General features: G+C 53.3%; 8 protein-coding genes. 5 read left to right on the forward strand and 3 right to left on the reverse strand.

Annotated elements, in window-relative coordinates; all coding sequences use genetic code 11:
* The first annotated feature begins 28 nt into the window (after positions 1 to 28).
* From DX130_RS13840 to DX130_RS13850, 3 genes are all read left to right on the forward strand, one after another.
* A complete protein-coding gene (locus tag DX130_RS13840) occupies positions 29 to 3,403 on the forward strand; it encodes a DEAD/DEAH box helicase (protein ID WP_116046349.1) in 3,375 nt (1,124 codons plus the stop codon).
* 70 nt (positions 3,404 to 3,473) lie between these two features.
* Complete coding sequence (gene gntK / locus DX130_RS13845) at positions 3,474 to 5,015, forward strand: gluconokinase (RefSeq protein ID WP_116046351.1); 1,542 nt, start codon at positions 3,474 to 3,476, stop codon at positions 5,013 to 5,015.
* A gap of 54 nt (positions 5,016 to 5,069) precedes the next feature.
* A complete protein-coding gene (locus DX130_RS13850) occupies positions 5,070 to 5,987 on the forward strand; it encodes a helix-turn-helix transcriptional regulator (RefSeq protein WP_116046353.1) in 918 nt (305 codons plus the stop codon).
* Between the two features lie 69 nt (positions 5,988 to 6,056).
* On the opposite strand, the gene DX130_RS13855 is transcribed toward DX130_RS13850, so the two are convergent.
* On the reverse strand, positions 6,057 to 6,776 hold the full coding sequence (locus tag DX130_RS13855) for an RNA polymerase sigma factor (protein ID WP_116046354.1): 720 nt from the start codon (positions 6,774 to 6,776) through the stop codon (positions 6,057 to 6,059).
* Positions 6,777 to 6,955: 179 nt separating this feature from the next.
* Between DX130_RS13855 and clpP the strand changes: the two genes are divergently transcribed.
* Together clpP and DX130_RS26700 are read left to right on the forward strand one after the other, a co-directional pair.
* Positions 6,956 to 7,540 (forward strand): ATP-dependent Clp endopeptidase proteolytic subunit ClpP, encoded by a 585-nt coding sequence (clpP, locus tag DX130_RS13860; RefSeq protein ID WP_116046356.1) that lies wholly within the window; start codon positions 6,956 to 6,958, stop codon positions 7,538 to 7,540.
* 110 nt (positions 7,541 to 7,650) lie between these two features.
* On the forward strand, positions 7,651 to 8,247 hold the full coding sequence (locus tag DX130_RS26700) for a hypothetical protein (RefSeq protein WP_206098823.1): 597 nt from the start codon (positions 7,651 to 7,653) through the stop codon (positions 8,245 to 8,247).
* Between the two features lie 147 nt (positions 8,248 to 8,394).
* On the opposite strand, the gene DX130_RS13870 is transcribed toward DX130_RS26700, so the two are convergent.
* Together DX130_RS13870 and DX130_RS13875 are read right to left on the reverse strand one after the other, a co-directional pair.
* Positions 8,395 to 9,219, reverse strand: a complete 825-nt coding sequence (locus DX130_RS13870; protein WP_165861280.1) for a cupin-like domain-containing protein — start codon at positions 9,217 to 9,219, stop codon at positions 8,395 to 8,397.
* A gap of 16 nt (positions 9,220 to 9,235) precedes the next feature.
* Positions 9,236 to 21,082, reverse strand: a complete 11,847-nt coding sequence (locus tag DX130_RS13875; protein WP_116046360.1) for a non-ribosomal peptide synthetase — start codon at positions 21,080 to 21,082, stop codon at positions 9,236 to 9,238.
* Between the last annotated feature and the right edge of the window lie 20 nt (positions 21,083 to 21,102).

A 21,102-nucleotide genomic window follows, 5' to 3' on the forward strand; every position in this document is an offset into this window, starting at 1 on the left:
CCTACCATTTTCCATAAAGGAGATCGCAATGAGTTTTCATATCAATCAAGCCCTCATCCTGAAGCTATGCGGTCCCGATCATTTTGCGGACGGTGCCGTAATCGAACGGAACGGACAAGTATTATCCAATCGTCAAGAGGGTGAGGGGCGTTATGTTGCCCTTGTCGCTAGCGGCAAACGAAACTATGAAGTAAGTCTATGGCAGAGGGCTGACTCTTCCTTTCAAGCGGAGTGTACATGCCTCGCCTTCTATACCGATGATGATTACTGTAAGCATACAGCTGCAGCTTTAATTCATCTCTCGAAATCTATGACAGACTCCCGCCAGCCAGCAAGACGAGTGGGTGAGCCTAAGGGCAAAGTATATTTGAGCAGCGATTCCGATCATGACGTCGTGGAGCATTTGCTAGGTCTGTTCCAAGAGGCGCGTATCTCGCGAACAGCGGCGGCAGGCAAGCTGCGCGATGACCGCGACTTACTGACGGTCGAATTCGGCTGCCGCCTTATGCCCATTGGGAATGGGAAGCATCGGGTTGGCATCGAACTAAAGATTGGCTCCGGACGGTTCTATGTCGTCCAGCGGATTCAGGAGCTGCTGGAGCGAATCCGGGACGGTCAATCCTACCCGTTCACCAAGCTGTTCGCTTATAATCCTGCGCTCCATCGCTTCTCAAGCAAAGATCATGCTGTGCTGGACAAACTCATTCGGATGATCGAGCAGGAGAAGCAGGATGAGAACTCGCTTGCACATGCAGGTACAGCCCCTCGGCGAACATCGGATAGCGAGCGGCTGCTCAATATTCCACCTTTTGCCTGGAATGAACTATTAGCTGCGCTTATGCAAGCATCCCATGTCCGAGTTAGTATTCCGTCCGATTACAGCGGCGGGTTTCAAGATTATCCAATACTAACGCTAGCTCAAGAGCAGGAGAAAGCTCCGTTTCGCTTTCACCTCGGCCTTGCCGCTGACGCCGAAGGTTATGAGCTTGCCGCTGAAGGCTTAAGCGAGTTGGTCGTACTGGATGCTTACGGCATGCTGTTCGCAGAAGGAATTTTCTATCGAGTCCATCACCAGCAATTGGCTCAGCTCGCAAGGCTGAACGCCATCTTCTACTCCGACACCCGTGAATCGGAGAAGATGAGCCGGGTCACGATCGCTCATGAGCAGATCGAACCTTTTATGCAGCGCGTATTGCCCGGTCTTAGGAAGCTGGGCTTTGTCCAAGTATCCGAATCGATTGCCAATCTGATACTTTATCAGCCATTGCAAGCTCGTATGTACCTGGACAGGCTTCGCGGCAAGCTTCTTGCAGGGCTCGAATTCCAGTACGGCGATATCGTACTTAATCCGCTTGAACCCGACAAGCCAAGAGGAGCTGACCGTATCCTCATGCGGGAGCAAGAGAAGGAAGGGGACATCCTCGCCATGATGGAGGATGAGCGCTTTGGCAAGACAGAAGGCGGATATTTGATTGAGGGCGACGATGCGGAGTTTCACTTTCTTCATGAAGTGGTGCCACTGCTGGAGCAGCATCTGGCTGTATACGCCACCTCCGCTGTAAGGCTGCGGCTCGCCACGGATATACCGCCGCCCAAGCTGCACATTACATGGCAGGAACGCACCGACTGGCTTCACTTCCGCTTCCAGATGGACGGCATCAGCGAAGGGGAGATTAAGGCGATCGTACGAGCCGTCGAAGAGAAGAAGCCGTATTACAAACTAGCTCGTGGATCGCTCCTCCCTTTAAACACCGGACAGTTCGATGCTCTCTTGCGGGTCATGAACGGAGTAGGCTTGCATCACCCGACTCTGTTCGGCGAAGGTACAGGCATTCCTGTGGGCCGTGCTATGGCGCTGCTGGATACGCCGATCGAGCATGCCACTATCAAACTTGGACGATCGCTTCGCGAGCTATTGGACGATATGCGTCATCCGGATCAGCTCGACTTTCCGGTTCCCGAGAAGCTGGAGCCCGTTCTGCGCGATTATCAGCGATACGGCTATCAATGGATGAAGACGCTCGCGCATTACCGGTTCGGCGGCATCTTGGCCGACGAGATGGGACTAGGCAAGACCGTTCAGAGCATTGCCTATCTCCTCTCTGTTGCACCGGCCATTCGGGCCTCCGGACAGCCTGCGCTAATCGCTGCGCCTGCATCACTCATCTACAATTGGCGCAATGAGCTGGAGCGATTCGCACCGGAGCTGCATGTTATCGTAGCCGATGGGAGCAAGGAAGAACGCAATGGCGTGCTTTATGATATTCATACCGCCAGAACCGCGACCAGTCTTGGTGAATATGCCGATGAATCAGAGTCAGCAGCTAAGCCCGATATCATCATTACCTCTTATCCGCTGCTGCGAAGAGACTTTGAGCAATATGCCAAGCATCCTTTCCATACAGTGATCTTCGATGAAGCCCAAGCTTTCAAGAACGACACCACCCAGACCGCAAGCGCAGTAAGAGCGATTAAGGCAACCTATCGCTTTGCACTGACAGGCACGCCGATCGAGAACAGGCTGGACGAGCTATGGTCCATCTTCCGAGTCGTCTTCCCTGAGCTGTTCCCTTCCAAAAAGGCGTTCGGCGAGCTGGCGAGAGACGTCGTGGCGAAGCGCAGCAGACCCTTTCTCTTGCGCAGGCTCAAGTCTGATGTGCTGAAGGAGCTGCCGGAGAAGATCGAGACGACAATCTCCACCGAGCTGCTGCCGGAACAGAAGAAGCTATACACCGCTTATCTGGCGAAGCTGCGTCAGGACTCTCTGAAGCATTTGGACAGTGGAGATTACGGGCGAAATCGCATCCGAATATTGGCTGGTATTACGAGATTGCGCCAGCTCTGCTGCCATCCAGCCTTATTCGTTGAAGGGTATAACGGCAGCTCAGCCAAGTTCGAGCAGTTAATGGAGCTGGTAGAGGAATGCCGCAATTCCGGCAAGCGGGCGCTTATCTTCTCCCAATTTACAGAGATGCTGGACATTATCAAGCGGGAGCTCGGCTATCGCGGCGTCAGCTACTTCTATCTGGATGGAACTACGCCGGCGAAGAAGCGTGTGGAGCTTTGCAGCAGATTTAACGAGGGCGAGCGAGAGCTGTTCCTGCTGTCGCTCAAGGCTGGCGGTACCGGGCTTAATCTGACAGGGGCGGATACTGTCATTCTGTATGATCTATGGTGGAATCCCGCCGTTGAGCAGCAAGCCGCTGACCGCGCACACCGAATCGGACAGAAGAATGTCGTCCAGATTATCCGCCTCGTTGCGGAAGGAACGGTAGAAGACAAGATGGTTGAGCTTCAGCTGCGCAAAAAAGGACTGATAGACGACATCGTTGAAGCCGGAAATGAATCCATCTCTTCCTTATCTGAACAGGATCTCCGCGAAATTCTATCGCTAGAGCCCTAGTAAATGGGGTTCTGCAGCAAGAAGAGCAAGACAAGCTACTTATTCTTTGCTTCACTATGCAGGAGGTATAATGAAGATGAAACCTTATCGGATGGGCGTCGATATCGGCACAACCAGCACGAAAGCGGTATTATTTGACACCAAGTGCCATGCACTTAGCCGCCACGGAATGGAATACCCTCTCTTGACTCCCGCGCCAGGAGTCGCAGAGCAAGATCCTGAGCTTATCTTTCAGGCCGTCATCCTTTCCATCCGAGGCTGTCTGGAGCAAGCCGGCGCAGCTGGCGAGGAAGTCGGATTTGTTGCATTCAGCTCCGCCATGCACAGTCTCATTGTCGTAGACGGTGACGGCCTGCCGCTCACACCATCCATTACATGGGCGGACAATCGCAGCGCGGCCTATGCCGATAGGATCAAGACCCATCATAACGGCCATGAAATCTACCGGCGCACAGGCACGCCTATCCATCCGATGTCGCCGCTCGTCAAGCTTGTGTGGCTGCGCAACGAGAGACCGGAGTTGTTCAAGCCGAACCATAAGTTTATCTCTATCAAAGAATTCGTCTTCCATCGTCTGCTTTGCCAATATGTGATCGATCATTCCATTGCTTCCGCAACCGGGCTGCTCAATCTGGAGACATTGGACTGGGACGAGGAAGCGCTCCAGCTTGCTGGCATAACCCGCGAACAATTATCACTGCCGGTGGCTACTACCCACGCCATGTCAGGACTTCATCCAGACTATGCGGCAGCAACAGGGCTTCCCGCCGATATGACGTTTATTACAGGCGCTAATGACGGCGTCCTCTCTAATCTTGGAGTAGCTGCTATCGATCCCGGCGTTGTAGCGGTCACTATCGGCACTAGCGGTGCGGTCCGAACGGTGACGGACAGACCTGTTACCGATCCGGAAGGCCGCGTCTTCTGTTACGCGCTTACCGAGAAGCATTGGGTCATCGGCGGTCCTGTGAACAATGGGGGCATGATTCTTCGATGGGTTCGGGATGAGCTGGCAAGCGCCGAAGTGGAGACAGCCAAGCGGCTGGGCATTGATGCGTACGAGTTGCTGACTGGCATTGCGGCTAAGGTGCCGCCGGGATCGGACGGACTGCTCTTTCACCCCTATCTAGCAGGTGAACGCGCGCCAATCTGGAATTCCAATGCGCGCGGCTCTTACTTTGGCCTCGGTATGCATCATAAGAAAGAGCATATGATCCGAGCGGCCATGGAAGGCGTCATCATGAATTTATATACCGTATTATCGGCTCTGCAAGAGCTGATCGGCCCGCCTGCCCATGTACTTGCAACAGGCGGCTTCGCCCGCTCGGAGCTATGGAGACAGATGCTGGCAGATGTGTTCGGCCAGGACGTGACCGTGCCGGAAAGCTTCGAGAGCTCCTGTCTTGGCGCTGTTGTGCTTGGGATGTACGGACAAGGAGAGATCGAATCGCTTGACGAAGTAAAGGGAATGGTCGGCGGCATTCATACGCATAAGCCAGACGAAGCGGCATCTGAAGCCTACCGCAAGCTGCTTCCCCTCTTCGCTCAGTTGCCGCGATTGCTGGAAGAACCTTATGCCGCCATCGCCGCCTTTCAGAAGGAACAGGGATAACCTATTTCTCTTCCATGATTCAGGTGTCATCCCTATACGATTGGAGCTAATCCCATGAAGCTGGAGAGACTGATCTCCTTGGTCTATATGCTGCTTAATAATGAAATTCTGTCCGCATCCGAGCTGGCAGACAAGTACAACGTATCGCAACGAACGATCTACCGCGATATTGAGACCATCTGTGCCGCAGGCATCCCTGTCGTGTCGTATCAAGGCGTCAACGGCGGTTACGGCATTATGGAGGAATACAAGATGGACCGCAGTCTGCTCGGCAGCTATGACGTTGACTCGCTCGTCACCGTGCTGCAGTCGATGTCTACCGTCTTCCAGGACGAGCGAGCGGCCGAGACCATTCGCAGGCTCAAGACCATTCAGAGCGGACAGCAAGCCTCCCCCCTGTCCCTGGATATCGGGGGACGCAACGTCTACCGCAAATCCTTGCAATTGCTTCGAGACAGTATTTCCGAGCTCAGAGTCGTCCGTTTCCAATATATCAGCTTGAAAAACGAGCGGCTGGAGCGGACCGTAGAGCCGGTGCAGCTGTTATACCGCAACGATTCGTGGTATCTGTACGGCTATTGCCGAAATCGTCAAGATTACCGCGAGTTCAAGCTGTCCCGGATGGAAGAGCTGAAGTCAATCGGCCAGCACTTTGCAGACCGGCATCAGCCGCAAGCCGAACGCGATGAATGGAGCGACTACCGCTCGCAAGAAAGCAAAGCGATTACGGTCGTGATCCATTTCTCCGCCACTTCTCTGGCCAGGGCGCTTGATCGTCTTCATCAGGCGGAGAAGGACTATCATGAAGACGGCTCCTTAACCGTTCGTTTTCAATCGGATGAGCGATCGCTGACGAGCTGGCTGCCGCATCTCATTCTCGGCTTTGGCGAAGACGCCGAAGTCATCGAACCGCCAGCACTGAGGTCCCATATCGCACAGAGGCTGCAGCAAATGCTTGGCAAATATCAATAAAAAAGACTGGATGCGAGGCTGCTATTGTAAGAATAGCCCCGACATCTAGTCTTTTTTTGCTCGTTAACCTTATGCACACATCCGCATGGATGTTGTAGAATACGATTGTCCGGACGTATGATTCGCCCGGAAGGGAGCATGGTAGCCTTGCACGGCATGAGCTGTATAATACGGCTCTCCATAGAGCAGGTAGACCAGATCCGCCACTCGCCCTTCTTCCAGCGCCTTAACTGAACGAATTGCGGCCTCACGATCCTCCGAATCTAGAAGAACGACAGACTCTTCCCCTTTGATGTTCTCTCTGACAGCTCCAAGCGATTGACGCGCGCGATAGAGCGCGGCCTTCACTGCGCCTTCCGTTGTTTCCATCCATTCGGCTGTTTCTGCAATAGAGTAACCGAGCGCTTCTCTTAGTACGAAGACTGTCCGCTGGATCGGGGATAGATGACGGAAGAGTGCTTGCATCGCCAGCTCGGAATCATGCGTCTTCGGCATGGCAGCATCCTGCCGGTACGTATGCACCATTCCATCCAAAAGCTCCTTGTACGCCGCTTTCCTGCGGCAATCGTCAATCCAGCTGTTTTTGGCCGTACGAAGCAGGAACGCTTCTGGATTGTCATGTCCTTGCTCCCGCAGTCGACGAATAGACTTGTTCCAGGCCGTCTGCGACAAGTCCGCCGCATCCCACTCCGAGCCGGTCAGCACCAGACAGTAACGGTATAGGGATGTCTGCAAGCTCTCCCAATCGAGCTCTTGCTGCTCCGTCATGTCCTTCGTAATCATCTTCATTATTGCACAGCCTCCTCGCGCGAAGATAAGCCTCTCCCTTTATAGGATAAACGAATGAAGCATCCCAAAAGATACGCATTTTCTTCTTTATTTTATTTAATATGCACCGTATCTTTCAAGCACTCTGAATCGTTTATCATTCGCTACAACACTTTCACTAGTTGAACGGAGGCCAAACGATGAACATTCCTATACCTTATGTCGTAGAGCAAACTAATCGCGGAGAGCGCTCATACGACATCTATTCCCGTTTGCTTAAGGACCGGATCGTATTTATCGGCTCAGAAATTAACGATGCAGTCGCCAACAGTATCATTGCCCAACTCTTGTTCCTGACCGCTGATGATCCGGAGAAGGACATTCATATGTACATTAACAGTCCAGGCGGCTCGGTGACAGCAGGTCTTGCCATTTATGACACGATGCAGTATATTCAGCCGCAAATTCAAACGATCTGCACAGGGTTCGCTGCTTCCTTCGGAGCTATTCTGCTCCTGGCTGGAGAGAAAGGCAAGCGGCTCGCGTTACCGAACAGCGAGATTATGATTCATCAGCCGCATGGCGGCGCTCAAGGTCAGGCTGCCGATATCGCAATAAGCGCCAAGCGGATATTGGCTAATCGAGAGAAGCTGAACCGGATTACCTCGGAGCGTACCGGGCAGCCTCTAGAGCGTATCGAGAGAGATATGGACCGCGACTATTTCATGTCGGCGGAGGAAGCACTGGCTTACGGGATCATCGATAAAGTGATTGCAAAAGCCTAACTAACAATCCTATTCTGCGAAGGTTGTGACATTCACCTTTAGTCAAGAGTACAAGCAATTGCTAGAGCTCGCTCATAGCATGTAGTACTTTATAAGAAGAAGGTGTATACATGTCAAATAACAGATTATTGTTCACAACCCCCCGTAGAGGTGTTTTCCTTCGTCCTGGTCAAACCAAATTGCTGACTCGCCGTCGTCACGATGGTCATCATGACCACCATCACCATGACCATGATCACGACCACGATCATCATCACCATCACCACCATCATGATCGGGACCGTGACAAAGATCGCGACCGTGACAGAGATCGTGACCGCGACAGAGATCGTGACCGCGACAGAGATCGTGACCGCGATAGAGACCGTGACCGTGATCGTGACAGAGATCGTGACCGCGATAGAGACCGTGACCGTCGCCGTCGTCGTGAAGGTATCGATGTCCGCAACTTCGAGACCATTCGGGTTAATGCAGACAATCGCTTTGAGTCCGTATCCTGTGTCATCATCACGATCTTCTCCAGCTCGGAGCGCGGCCGTGCCGTAGGCCGTCTGAGAAGAATCAAGCTGGCTCCAGGCGAATCGTTCTCCGAGACATTCCGTGTGCCTGGCGAAGTGCTTCATATTAGAGCACATGCCCTCTGCAAAGGGAACCGCAGACTAAGAGGCTTCGATGTCATCGATGTATCCGTGTTCGGACACCGCTAAGATAAGGTAAGTTGAACAAAGAGGCTATCTCCCATGCCGCTGATCTGCTGATTCAGCTTGGGGATAGCCTCTGCTCTCATGAATAAATTGGACAACCTGTCTATCCTAAATGACTGCCTGTCGCACCTGTCTAGTCATTGAGCAAGATCATTTCGCATTCAGTAACAGCCTGGTTCGGTGATACAAAATGGTCATCTTCGTCCTCAGGCCTAGCGGCGTCATGTACTGCTTCATCGGCGGGTCCCACCAAAAATTGAGCGATATTGTATAATCCCGCGTGATCGTTTCCACTGAATGCCACCAGAAAGCCGGAAGGAACAGCATCTCCCCTGCCTTAAGGGTACATTCGATCGCTTGTACTTTTTTATACCTCGGATACCTATCCAGATTGGGATTCAATACATCGACGCGGCTCAGATTGCCGTTAGACGAATGGAACGGGAATGGATACAATCTCGACGTCTGGTTCGGCGCATACAGCATCAGCTTTTTCTCCCCTTTAACCTGAGCCAGGAAGTTGGAGGCAGGGTCAAAGTGCGTAGGCGTAATATTTCCGCCAGAGCCAAGCCAAAGATTAACCTTAATGTCCTTCCCCTGAATGAACTCAGGAACTTGGAAATCCCCCGCCAGCTCCGGAAAGGTTGAAATCGGAATCTGCTGCAAGTAATAAAACAAATCTGCATCCCGCTCGTTACTTGTAATTGTATCCATAAAGGCATGAAAATCCATTTGATTGACTTTAATCGTCTGGTATCCTTTCTCCAGATCACCCAGCGTCAGCCGTTTGTCCGATCTGGCTACTGGCAGCACTTTATTGCCGACCTTCTCTTTCAGATAGTCCGGATTGCTCCATTTGCTCGTCGCCCCCCATTCTTCCATCCAGTCCGTAATAACTACGGGATGATAGGGAGAATAGTATTTTTGGAAAAACTCCTCGGCAGACAGCTTCTGAATACGCGTGATCTCTTCCATATCGTCACTCCTCTTCTTATTTCGGTTCTTCAACCAAATGATGAATAGAAACGGCATGTGAGTCCTCTTGCTCGTCATTAGCCTTGTACAGGTACCTTGCCATTTCCCTAATTGTGCGATGCTTGTAAATATTCAGCCCCTCTGTATCGAGGCCTTCCTTCTCCAACTCAATCTCCAGCCTTATGGCGAGAAGAGAATGCCCGCCTAAGTCAAAGAAATCTTCGGCCAATCCAATTCCGTCTCTCTTCAGCACTTTCTCCCATAGCTTTCGAATCCGGATTTCCTCTGCTGTTGCGTCTGTCGCTTCCGTTTCGTCCCGCGCCTGCATGGCAAGCGGATCTGGCAGCGCGAGCCGATCCACCTTCCCATTTCGGGTCAATGGCAGATAATCCAGACACACATAGAGCGCGGGCACCATGTAGTCCGGCAGCAAGCTATTCATTCCCTTCCTGATGGAAGACGGTTCAATCGCCGTCTCCGCGGCATAATAGGCGACAAGCTGTCGATCGCCATCGTCTTCCCCGGTATAAAGAATGAATGCTTCGGATACTCCCGGCAAGCTCATAAGCACAGCTTCTACTTCACCAAGCTCTACGCGATAACCACGGATTTTCACCTGATCATCACTTCGGCCCAGATACTCCAAAGTTCCATCGCCAAGCCATCTGGCCATATCTCCCGTCCGGTATAAGCGCTCACCCGATGAGGATTTTGCCATGGTGAAGCGATCTTCCGTGAGCTCAGGCAACTGATGGTAGCCGCGAGCGATGCCAGGTCCGGAAACGTACAGCTCTCCGGGTATCCCCACAGGCTGATGCTGACCGCTGCGGCTCAGCAAGTGGATGCGTGTATTCGCAATCGGGCTTCCGATACCCGGAGTTGCCGTAATCGCATCTCCTTGCTTCAATGTCAGATTGGTAATGACATGTGACTCCGTTGGTCCATATTGATTATGCAAATGAACATCGCTGCGCTGCAGCGCCTCGATAAAGGATGGAGTAAGCGCAAGCTGCTCGCCCGCAACGCCTATATGTCTCACTGTACCCAGCAACGGATCGTAAAGAGAAGCAGGCATGGTCTTGAATAGCGCCGTCGGGAAAAATACGGTCCGCAATCGATGTTGCTCAATAAAGGATGCGATGGCAGGCCACTTCTTTTTCTTATCCTCTTCCAGCATATACAGCGTGCCGCCCGAGCAAAGCGTATAGAAGATTTCCAAATAACACATATCAAAGCTTAATGATGCATATTGCATCACTCTCCCTGCGTCCATCTGTAATATCTCTTGATGATAGTGAATCAGATTCACTAGCGACCGGTGCTCCTGCTGGACACCTTTCGGCTTGCCAGTCGTACCGGATGTATACAGAACATGCTGCAAATGATTCGCTTTAGCGGCACTATCGGGATTGGCTGCCGCAGACCAGCCCGGCAGTTCAGCGGAGTCGATAACAACACTTGGAGCATCCCCTGCTTGCCAGCCTCGTGCCCGATCAGCCTGATCATGATCGATGATCCAGATACAGGCTCCGCTATCCTCCAGCATGTAACGGATGCGCTCATCCGGATAGGAGGGATCGATTGGCACATAAGCGCCTCCCGATTTCATAATACCTAACAGACCAACTATGAACTGAGCCGATCTTGTCATCACGATAGCGATAAGATCATCCGGCCGGGCTCCCCGGGCTTGCAGCATCCTGGCGAGGCCATTGGCTTGTTCGTTCAGCTCATGATAGGTCATGCTTGTTTCTTCGAATACAACGGCTATTCTCCCCGGATGTTCACCGGCTTGCTTTTCAACCCATTCATGAATGGTCTCGCTCGGCGGCTCACTGAGGCAAGCTGCTTCATTAAATGCCTGTATTTGCTCCCGTTCCTCAGAGGAAAGCAGATGTACTTCATCCAGCAGCCTGTCAGAATGGCTTGTACATGCAAATTGCTCCAGCACCTCGGTGTAATGCCCTATCATTTGCTGGATCATCATCTCGGTAAAGGCATGCCCGTTATAATCGATCTGCACGCGATAGACAGAATCCGGAATTACCATGATATTCAGATCATAATGAGTCGGCTGGTAGAGCTCGGCAGCTTGAATATGAAAACCAAGCTCATCGTGAAGCTCCGCTGCCGCTTGATCAACCGGATAATTCTCGAAGATGAATAAATGGTTAATCAAAGATTCCTTAAGCGCCGTCATCGACTGTATCGTATACAGCGGGCAATGGTCATGGGATTGAGAGGCGAGATGGTGCTGCTGCATCTCCATGATGGCTTCCCTAACGGTCTGATTTGGGCGGCTGTTCATTCTGACCGGAATCGTATTAATGAATAGTCCTGCCATATTCTCTACGCCAAGCAGTTCTGCCGGACGCCCCGACACGACACTGCCGAATACAACATCGCGCGAATCGTTGTATCGTTGCAGCACCACGCCCCAAGCCGCTTGCATGAGGCTGTTCGCCGTTGCACCGAGTTTTCTCGCTTCCCTGTCGATGCTCTCCGTTAAGGATGAGCTGAGAGAGCAGCCGTATTGTTTGGGCATAGCCTTCCGCTCCATGCGAGTCTGAATAGCTTGAGGAAATACGGTTGTTTGCTCCAAGCCTTGCAGATAGTCCGACCAAAAAGCTGCGGATTCCGGCAATTCTTCGGTTGCGAATCGTCTTAGATAACCGGTATACCGCTCTGGTTGCGGAAGGCGCGGCTGCTCTTGCTTCAGATAGGAGCGGTAAATATGCAGCCATTCCCGCAGCACTAGATGCATGCTCCAGCCGTCCAGAATAATATGATGGAAGCTCCATACGACCCAATGCTTGTCTTCGCCAGTCCGGATAAGCGCCACCCTCATCAAGTCGCCGCACGCCAGATTGAAGCCCTCGGTCCGATCCTCTTGCTTATATTGGTCCAAACGTTCTCGCACGACTGGCTCCTCCGAGCCGCGCCAATCCATATGGCGGAAAGTGATATCCCTGCTTTGGAATATAAGCTGGTAGAGACGTTCTCCGTCGCCCTTGCAATAATTCGTTCGCAGTGCCTGATGCCTGCGAATGACTTCATTCATACTTTCCTCAAGCCAGAGCGGATTCAGAGAGCCTTCGAGTGCAAAGGCGCTTTGGACAAAATAAGCTTCGGACAAAGGATGGTTCGCACTATGGAATAGCAAACCTTCCTGCATGGGAGACAGCAGACTGATATCCTCCAGCTCCCCCCGATGCTCATAGCTTTCGGCCAAATCTTTCAATTGATCTATCGACCATCGGCTGTACGACAAGTCGCTTGGCGTTAATTCGGGCTTCGACCTTGCATGGCAGTGGCGAATGATCGCAACCAGGCTGCTCTGCAAGGCATCGCATAAGCGCTTGATCGTATCCGGTGCAAAGCGGGCGCGGCAATAATCAACCGTAATCCCTAATTTCCCTTCCCGAACCGCGCCGTTAAGCTCGATCTTGTAGGTCCTTCCTTTGCGATCCTCCGGTGACAGTGACGGTCCGCTGGAATGAGGCGACCAGAGAAATACCGATTGCTCATCGTTCCCTTCGTCATCAAATTGTCCCAAATAATTGAAGCAAATATCCCCCTGCGCCGGCTCTATCTTGTCAGCAGCCAAATAGCGAAGGATTCCGTATCCTATCCCTCTGTTGGGAACGGCTCTAAGACGCTCTTTGGTCTCCTTAACCAGAGAGGAAAGCTCTTTGTTATGCGGCAGGACTAATTCGAACGGAAATAAACTCGTAAACCAACCGACCGTTCGCGTGACATTCACATCTGGCAGCACTTCCTCCCGGCCATGCCCTTCCAGATGGATGATAAACCGCTCTTCTCCCGACCATTCAGATAACGCTGCCGTCAAAGCTGCAAGCAAAATATCATTTACTTCCGTACGATATGCCTTATTCGTGCCTGTCAGCAGCAGTCTTGTATCTTCTTCGTTCCATTGTACGATTTGCTGATCGCTTCCCATCAGACTTTCATCGAGCGATTCGAAGTCGACGGGCAATTGATAATCCTGCTGTCCCTGCAGGCATTGCCAATAGTCTCGTTCGGAAGCTAGCCGATCGCTGTGGGCATAGTCGGCCAGTGACTGAGCCCATTTCAAATACGAGTCTGTTTTGGCATCAAAATAAATCTCCTCCAGCAGCAGCTTCTGTCGATAGCCCCGGTTGAAATCTTCGAGCAGGATGCGCCACGAAACTCCGTCCACTACGGAGTGATGGATCGAAATCATCAAATGATCGCCGTCTGCAGCTTGGAACAGTCCAGCACTTAGCAGCAGACCATCCTGGAGCCGCAGACGCCCGTGAATGTCAGGCACTGCCCGCTCTATCGTTTGTCTCACATCAGAATCGTCCCTGCAGCTATAGGTCTCAAAGGCGACAGGCGCTGTGTCGGCGATGCTTCGATTCCAAGCATTCATAACGCCGTCATCCTCCCTCTGAAAGCTCATTCGCAGCGCGTCATGATGTTCAAGCAGCTTCTGTAATACCTGTCTCGTAAACTCTGGATCGAATCCGTCCTTGCGGAATAAAACAACAGCCTGGTGATAATAATCAGGACGGGCCAACTGCATATCGAAAAACCGTTGCTGGATAGGCGTCAGCGGCGCCCTGCCGACAATCTCGCCCTGGTACTCTTGCTTTCGCAGAGGCTGGACCCATCGGCTGAGTTCTTGAATGGCGGGATAGGCGAACAAATTACGAATTTCCATCTTGTATCCGGCCTGATACAGCCGTGCAGAAACTTGTATCGCTTTAATAGAGTCTCCGCCCATATCGAAGAACCTGTCACCTCTGCCAACTCTGCTCACGCCTAATACCTCTTGCCAAATTTGCGACAGCTTCACCTCCAACTCATTCTCTGGCGGTGTATAGACAGCATCGCGCTCTACGCTATCCTCCGGCTTCGGCAGGGCTTGCCGATCGAGCTTGCCGTTGGTTGTGAGCGGAAGATGTTCTACCCGCACAAAATAATGCGGAATCATATACTCCGGCAATCGGCGCGCCAGTATACGGCGCCATTCGGCCTGCGCTCTTGCTTCATTGGCTTCATAATAGACGGCGAGCGACTGTTGTCCTGACGCATCCCGTATGGCGATAACTGCCGCTCCGCGAATGCCCGGCTCCCGCTGCACATGCGCCGCCACCTCGCCCAGCTCAATCCGGTGTCCCCGGATTTTCACCTGATCGTCTATCCGCCCCCTGTATTCCAGCGTCCCGTCCGCCAGCCATCTGGCCAGATCGCCCGTCCGGTACATCCGCTCGCCGGGCCGGTACGGATCGGGAAGGAAGCGTTCGGCCGTCAGCTCTGCCCGGTTCAGATAACCTCTTGCGACCCCTTCGCCCGCTATATACAGCTCGCCTGCCGTCCCGATCGGAGCCAGCCCGTCATTCTCCGGTGACCATATATACGCGCGTAGGGTCGGCAGTGGCTTCCCGATTGAGCTGGCGGTCCCTTCCATGTCCGCCTCCTCCAGCTCTCGGTAAGTGACATGGACTGTCGTCTCTGTAATGCCGTACATGTTCACCAGTTTGATACCCGGATAGCTTTCTCGCCACGGCTTCAATCGGGACGGAGTCAGCGCCTCGCCGCCGAAGATGACGTATCTCAGCGCCAGCTTCCTCGCCGCAGATTCGCTCATCGCCTGGATAAGCGGATAGAACGCTGTCGGCGTCTGGTTCAGCACCGTAATGCCCTCTCGTTCAAGCAGCTCCGCCATCGCTTGCGGGTCCTGCGCCACCGGCTTCGGCACGATATGCAAACTTCCTCCGTAGAGCAAAGCTCCGTACATCTCCCAGACCGAGAAGTCAAAGCAATACGAATGGAACATCGTCCAGCGGTCCGTATCGCCAAAGTCGAAGCGATTGCCGCTGTTCATGAGCAGACGCACCACATTCCGGTGCTCGATCATGACGCCCTTGGGCTTACCTGTCGTTCCTGACGTATAAATGACGTAAGCAAGATCATAAGGGCCGGTATAGTCGGACAAATCCTCTTCCGACTGAAGGTTCACATCGTCCACAGCAGCTTCTATTGCCGCGGCTTGCAACGCGACTACATCTTCCCATACTGGTGAAGCGCTACTGTTCTGCCCCCCGATCTGACCATCCGCAAGCAGCTCCAGCAAGTTGCAGCCGGCAGGCACCACGTTCTGCAGATTACTTCCGCTTCGCGCAAGCAGCAAGCTGGCCCCGCTATCTTCCAGGATGTAGTGAATCCGCTCCTCCGGATAATCCGGATCGATCGGCACGTATGCGCCTCCCGCCTTCAAGATCGCCAAGAGCCCGACAATCATTCCGACCGAGCGGTCTAACAGCACCCCTACAAGCGACTTCCGTCTGATGCCGCAGCTTCTTAGGTCCGAAGCCAACTTGGCTGCACGCTCTTGCAGCTCCACATAACTGATTCTCTCTTCGCCGTGCACCACCGCGATATGGCCCGGCGTCCGCAACGCCTGTTCCTCGAATAAAGCATGCAGCGTCTTCTCCCTCGGATAGGACGCCTCCGTCGCGTTGAACCCCTCCAGCAGCAGCATTCTTTCCTCTTCACTCAGCACTTCCAAATCCTTCAGCTTGGCGTCTGGGCTCTGCGCTGCCGATGCCAGCAGCTCCAAGAGATGGCCGCTCCAGCGTTCCATCGTCGTCCGCTCGAACAGCACCGTGCTATATTCCAGCGTAAACCAAATTTCACCCTCCGCTTCCCACGCCTCCAGCGTCAGATCCGCCTTCGCCACCTTCATCTCCACCGGATACGGCGTGACTTTCATGTCTCCAAGCCGGTAAGGCGGCAGCTCCATGTTCTGCACAACCAGCATGACGTCATACAGCGCATGACGGCTCATGTCCCGCTGTGGCTGTACCCGCTCTACCAGCTTCTCGAACGGGTAATGCTGATGCTCATAAGCCTCCAACGCATTGCGCTTCACCTTCTCCACGAAGGCGCGGAATGTCTGCTCTGGCTCTTGCTTATTGCGCAACGCCAGCGTATGAACGAACATGCCGATCAAGCCTTCCGTCTCCGGCGCATCCCGGCCTGCGACCGGTGTGCCGACGACGATGTCCGTCTGCCCCGTGTACCGCGACAGCAGCACGTTGTACGCTGCGAGCAGCAGCATATGCAGCGTCGCACCCGTCTCCTCCGCCAGCCGCTTCAGCTTGCCGCCCAGCTCTGCTCCCGAGCTGAACGTAATCCGGTCGCCCGCGAAGCTCCGAAGAGGCGGCCTTGGCTTGTCCGTCGGCAGCTCCAGCACCGGCAGCTCCCCGGCGAACTGCGACAGCCAGTACCGCTCCTGTGCCTGCATCGCTTCGCCGGCAAGCTGCTCTTGCTGCCAGACCGCATAATCCTTGTACTGAATGCGTGGCCTCGCCCGCTCCGGTCCGCCGTCGTACTGCTGCATCAGCTCCTCCGCCCAGATGCCCATCGAGACCCCGTCGGCAATGCTATGATGCATGTCCGTCAGCAGCAGGCTGCGCGCATTTCCCAAGTGAACAAGCGCAACCCGCACAAGCGGCGCTTGCGACAAGTCGAACGGCCGAAGGAATTGCCGGATATGCTCTTCCGCGCTCCGCCCTTTGCCGGCAACCTCCTCCAGCGCCAGCTCAGCATCCTCCTGGATCACCTGTACCGGCTCCCCTTCATGCATAACCAGCGCCGTGCGCAGAATATCATGACGCCGGACAAGCGCCGCAAGCGCCTTCGACAGCCGTTCGCTCTCAACTGTCCCTTCCAGCAGCAAGGCATTCGGGATGTTATAGACCGTCGAGCTTCCTTCCAGCCCGCTCAGTACGTACAGCCGTTTCTGCATCGACGTAACGGGATAGAATGCCTGCTCTGATGCTTTCAGAATCGGCTGGTTTTTCCGCTCTGACAGCTCAGCTTCCTCTGCCTGAAGAGCTCGATTTTGTTCGGTCTCCTCCATATGCCTGGCAAGCTTTCGAATCGTGCTGTGCTCGAACAAGGCCGAGATTGGAATGGCACGATTCATCGTCTGATGAATGCGGCTGACGACACGCATCGCCTTAAGCGAATGGCCCCCGCAATCGAAGAAGCTATGATCAATCCCCAGCGGCCATACTTGAAGCACTTGTTGCCAGATGTGCGCAAGCTGCTCCTCCATCTCCGTCTCCGGGGCGGCATAATCTACAGCTTGATTGCCCCTGCCATCCGGTCCCGGCAATGCCTTGCGGTCCAGCTTGCCGCTGACGGTTGTAGGCATCGCATCGAGCCTGACAAAGTGCGTTGGAAGCATATAATCCGGCAGCTCCTTACGCAAGGCTTCTCGCCACTCCAAAGGCTGCCACTCGCCTTTGGCTACAACATAGGCGTACAGCTCCGTCTCGCCCGCTTCATCCTTATGAGCCAGCACTGCCGCTTCCTGCAGCTCGCTCATCTTTCTCAGCTTGCCTTCGATCTCGTCAAGCTCGATTCGGTAACCCCGCACCTTGACCTGATGATCCTTCCGTCCCAAACATTCCAGCAAGCCGTCCTCGCGCCAGCGCGCAAGATCTCCTGTCGCGTACGCCCTCTCGCCTGCTGCGGGAAGCGATACAAATTTCTCGGAGGTCAGCTCCGGCATATTCACATAACCCCGAGCAAGCCCGGTTCCTCCTATATAGAGCTCTCCGACGATGCCTGGCGGCTGCAGATTACCGCTTGCATCCACGATATAGGCGGTCTCTCCCGCGAGCGGACGGCCGATGCTTATATATCTTTGCTCCTTCTCATCATCAAGCAATCGCGAGGTCGACCATACCGTCGTCTCCGTAGGGCCGTACATGTTGTATACTTTCGCCGTTGTATGCTTGCGAATGCCATGAAGCAGCGAATGGGGAAACGGTTCGCCGCCGATACACAGCAGCTCCAGGCGCAGCATCCAATCATTCGCTCCCTCCTGCAATAAAGCATGTATGCGCGTCGGGGTCATTTGAGCCATCGTAACCGGATGCGCTTGCAGCAGCCGATTCAGTGCTTGGGCATCATACCGCTCCTCTTGATTCGCAACGATAACCGTCATGCCATAGGCAAGCGGAAGCAGCGACTCCACTGTGAAAATATCAAAAGCGGGCGTGGTCAGACATAGGATTGCTTCCTGGTCCTCAATCGGCAGCGCCTGCACCATGCTGGCCAAAAATCGGCTCAACGGCTGCTGCTCGATCATCACTCCTTTTGGCTTGCCGGTAGATCCTGAAGTATAGATGATATAAGCAAGCTGATCAGAAGCGATAGGGCGATGAACCCTTTGGGCAGAATAGGGAGCGATCGCATTGCGGTCGTATTGCCATTTATGCCTGCTCCCTTCGATTTCCTTATCCGCTTTGAAGTTGATATCCAGCAGCACATCATAACGGAACCGGGTAAGCTCGTTGCCGATCGAATGGATTTTATTCGAACAGCGAGCCGAGCGGAGCCCGGTCAAGCTGTGAACCAGATCCGTGAAATAAGCTCGCGGGAGGAATAGCTCCTCGCTGTAATCGAGTTTGGTACGCGCCTGAGGATACTGTTGCTTGTACTCACGCAAAGAAGCGAGCAGCTCAGGCTTCTTGTCCATGTCCATCACATCGCCGACCAGAATAACGCCTTCGTCTTTCATCAATCCGATTACCAGCTCCAGCACTCCTCTGAAGTATTGATGGCCATGGAAATATTGAATGACGCTATTCAATATAACGATATCGAAGCGTTGCCCTTGCAATTGGCCAATCTCGTGTGCGGCCAGGGTATGCAGCTCTATTTGGGACAGGGACAACTCCCTTGCCTTGCGCCTTGTCCTCTCAATAGTGGCTGCCGACATATCCGTACCTACATAGCTGCCGACATGGGGGGCGATCCGGAACATCGTTAGTCCCGTGGCGCAGCCGATCTCCAGCACGCGCGAGTCCATTCTCAAGTAAGGCTGCAACTTCTGAAAGGCATTAACGGAAAACTCCTCCATCTCCTCCTCTCCAAGCGGTTCGCCCGTATAGCTGCTTAGCCAGCCTCCCCCTGAAATATCATCCGCAGCCTCAGCTCCCACATGCTCCCATAGCTCCCGTTCCATCAGCTCATTATTTACCCGCTCCTGCTCGTCATAGATATGAAGGGAATCCAGACATAAGTAGCTATGAAGGGAAGGGCATTGCCATTGAAGCCTGTTCAACGATTTGATATTGGACTTGCTGGATATCATCAACTCCATTCCGGAGTCCTCGATAATAGATGCCACTCGTTCCTCTGGGAATAAGGGATCGATTGGAATATAAGGGACGCCTGCTTTCAGGCAGCCAAGCATCGCAGCCAGGACATGGACCGATCCCTCCAGCCATAGGCCGACCGGCCCCTCCCCGGGCTCTCCCTTCCGCTCATCAAAAAAGGCCGCGATCCGATTGGACTCCTCGTCAAGCTGCCGGTAGGTCACGCTTTTGCCCTCGAATATAACTGCGAGTTTGTCCGGATGCCGATCAGCCATTTCCTCAAATTGCTTGTGTACAAGGCGGGATAGACTTAAGTCTGCCATCGCGCCTGCATTCCAGGCTTTCAGCCATTCGCTTTCTTCAGCCGTCAATAGCTCAATCCGCTCAACAGCTATATTGGGGTTAGTCATAATCTGATTCATGATAGCGGTCATATGGCTTTCAATTGCCTTCATTTGACGCTCTTTATACACGTGCCGGTTATAAATAAGTCTGACGGTAATTTGCTTATGAAGCGCAATCATAATGTTGAGGTCGTAGTTGGTTTGTTCGTAGGTTTGAATATCGTCTACGGTGAAGGAGAGCCCGGAAAGGGCAGATTGCTCTGCCGTATCCAGTTCCAGAGGATAGTTTTGAAAAATATAAATATGATCGAGCAGTTGCTGCTTGAGTGCCGACAAATCTTGAATATCCGCCAACGAAGCATAATCGAACTGTTCCGAAGCGACGCTCCCTTTTCTTACCCTGTCGAGCAGGTCCAGGAAAGTCATCCCTTGATCGGATTTTACCCGTACAGGGATCGTATTGATGAATAAGCCGATCATGTGCTCAATGCCTGCAATGTCGGTAGGTCGACCCGATACGACAGAGCCGAATACTACATCGCGTGTGTCGTTGTACTTCTGAAGCAGCACGCCCCATATCGCTTGAAGGACATGATTAATCGTGACCTGGTGGGTTCTGGCTAACCTCACCAGGTTATCCGTGCTCTCCTCGCTCCAAACGAATTGCCAATGGCTTTGCTCATACTCGCGATGATGGACCGGACTGAGCTCCAGCATTGGAATGCCGGACGACTGGTCGAATCCGTCCAAGTAACTATCCCAGTAGTCAAGAGCATCATCTGCCGACCTGGTGCCCAGCCAATGAATATACTCGCTGTAGGGAACCGACGGTGTGATCGCAATCCGCCGGCCCGCTGCTAGCTCACGGTAGAAACCGAATAAATCGTCCAAGATCAACTGGATACACCAGCCGTCCATTACAATATGGTGATGGCAAAGCACGATTCGGAAACGATCAGCCCCTAGCTGCAATAAGGCTGCGCGAATCAATACATCCTTGGCGAGATCAAATCCGCGTTCGCGATCGTTGAGCGCATATTGATCGGCTCCAGCTTCGGCTTCCTCAGAGGACATCCCACGCAAATCTACAGCAGGGACGGCGGTTCTCCTTTCCTTCAGCAATACTTGTCTCGGTTTCTGCACACGATCATGGATAAAAGAGGTTCTTAATATATCATGCTTCTGAATGAGCAGATTAAGGCTTTCCTCTAACATATCGCGGTCGCAACGACCCCTCACAGCAAAGATCATTTGCTGAATGTAGACTTGGGAATCCGGTTCCATCACCGAATGGAACAGCATGCCTTCCTGAGTTGGGGATAGGGAATAAATGCTCTCTATCGCGTTTGTCTTCATCTCATTTCACCTCACGATTC

Source organism: Paenibacillus paeoniae (genome assembly GCF_003388735.1).
In the GTDB taxonomy this organism is placed as follows: domain Bacteria; phylum Bacillota; class Bacilli; order Paenibacillales; family Paenibacillaceae; genus Pristimantibacillus; species Pristimantibacillus paeoniae.

Bases quoted from the DNA above. Each gene is read 5' to 3' on its own strand.
- DX130_RS13840 (WP_116046349.1), top strand. From the start codon at position 29: ATGAGTTTTCATATCAATCAAGCCCTCATCCTGAAGCTATGCGGTCCC.
- gntK (WP_116046351.1), top strand. From the start codon at position 3,474: ATGAAGATGAAACCTTATCGGATGGGCGTCGATATCGGCACAACCAGC.
- DX130_RS13850 (WP_116046353.1), top strand. From the start codon at position 5,070: ATGAAGCTGGAGAGACTGATCTCCTTGGTCTATATGCTGCTTAATAAT.
- DX130_RS13855 (WP_116046354.1), bottom strand. From the start codon at position 6,776: ATGAAGATGATTACGAAGGACATGACGGAGCAGCAAGAGCTCGATTGG.
- clpP (WP_116046356.1), top strand. From the start codon at position 6,956: ATGAACATTCCTATACCTTATGTCGTAGAGCAAACTAATCGCGGAGAG.
- DX130_RS26700 (WP_206098823.1), top strand. From the start codon at position 7,651: ATGTCAAATAACAGATTATTGTTCACAACCCCCCGTAGAGGTGTTTTC.
- DX130_RS13870 (WP_165861280.1), bottom strand. From the start codon at position 9,219: ATGGAAGAGATCACGCGTATTCAGAAGCTGTCTGCCGAGGAGTTTTTC.
- DX130_RS13875 (WP_116046360.1), bottom strand. From the start codon at position 21,082: ATGAAGACAAACGCGATAGAGAGCATTTATTCCCTATCCCCAACTCAG.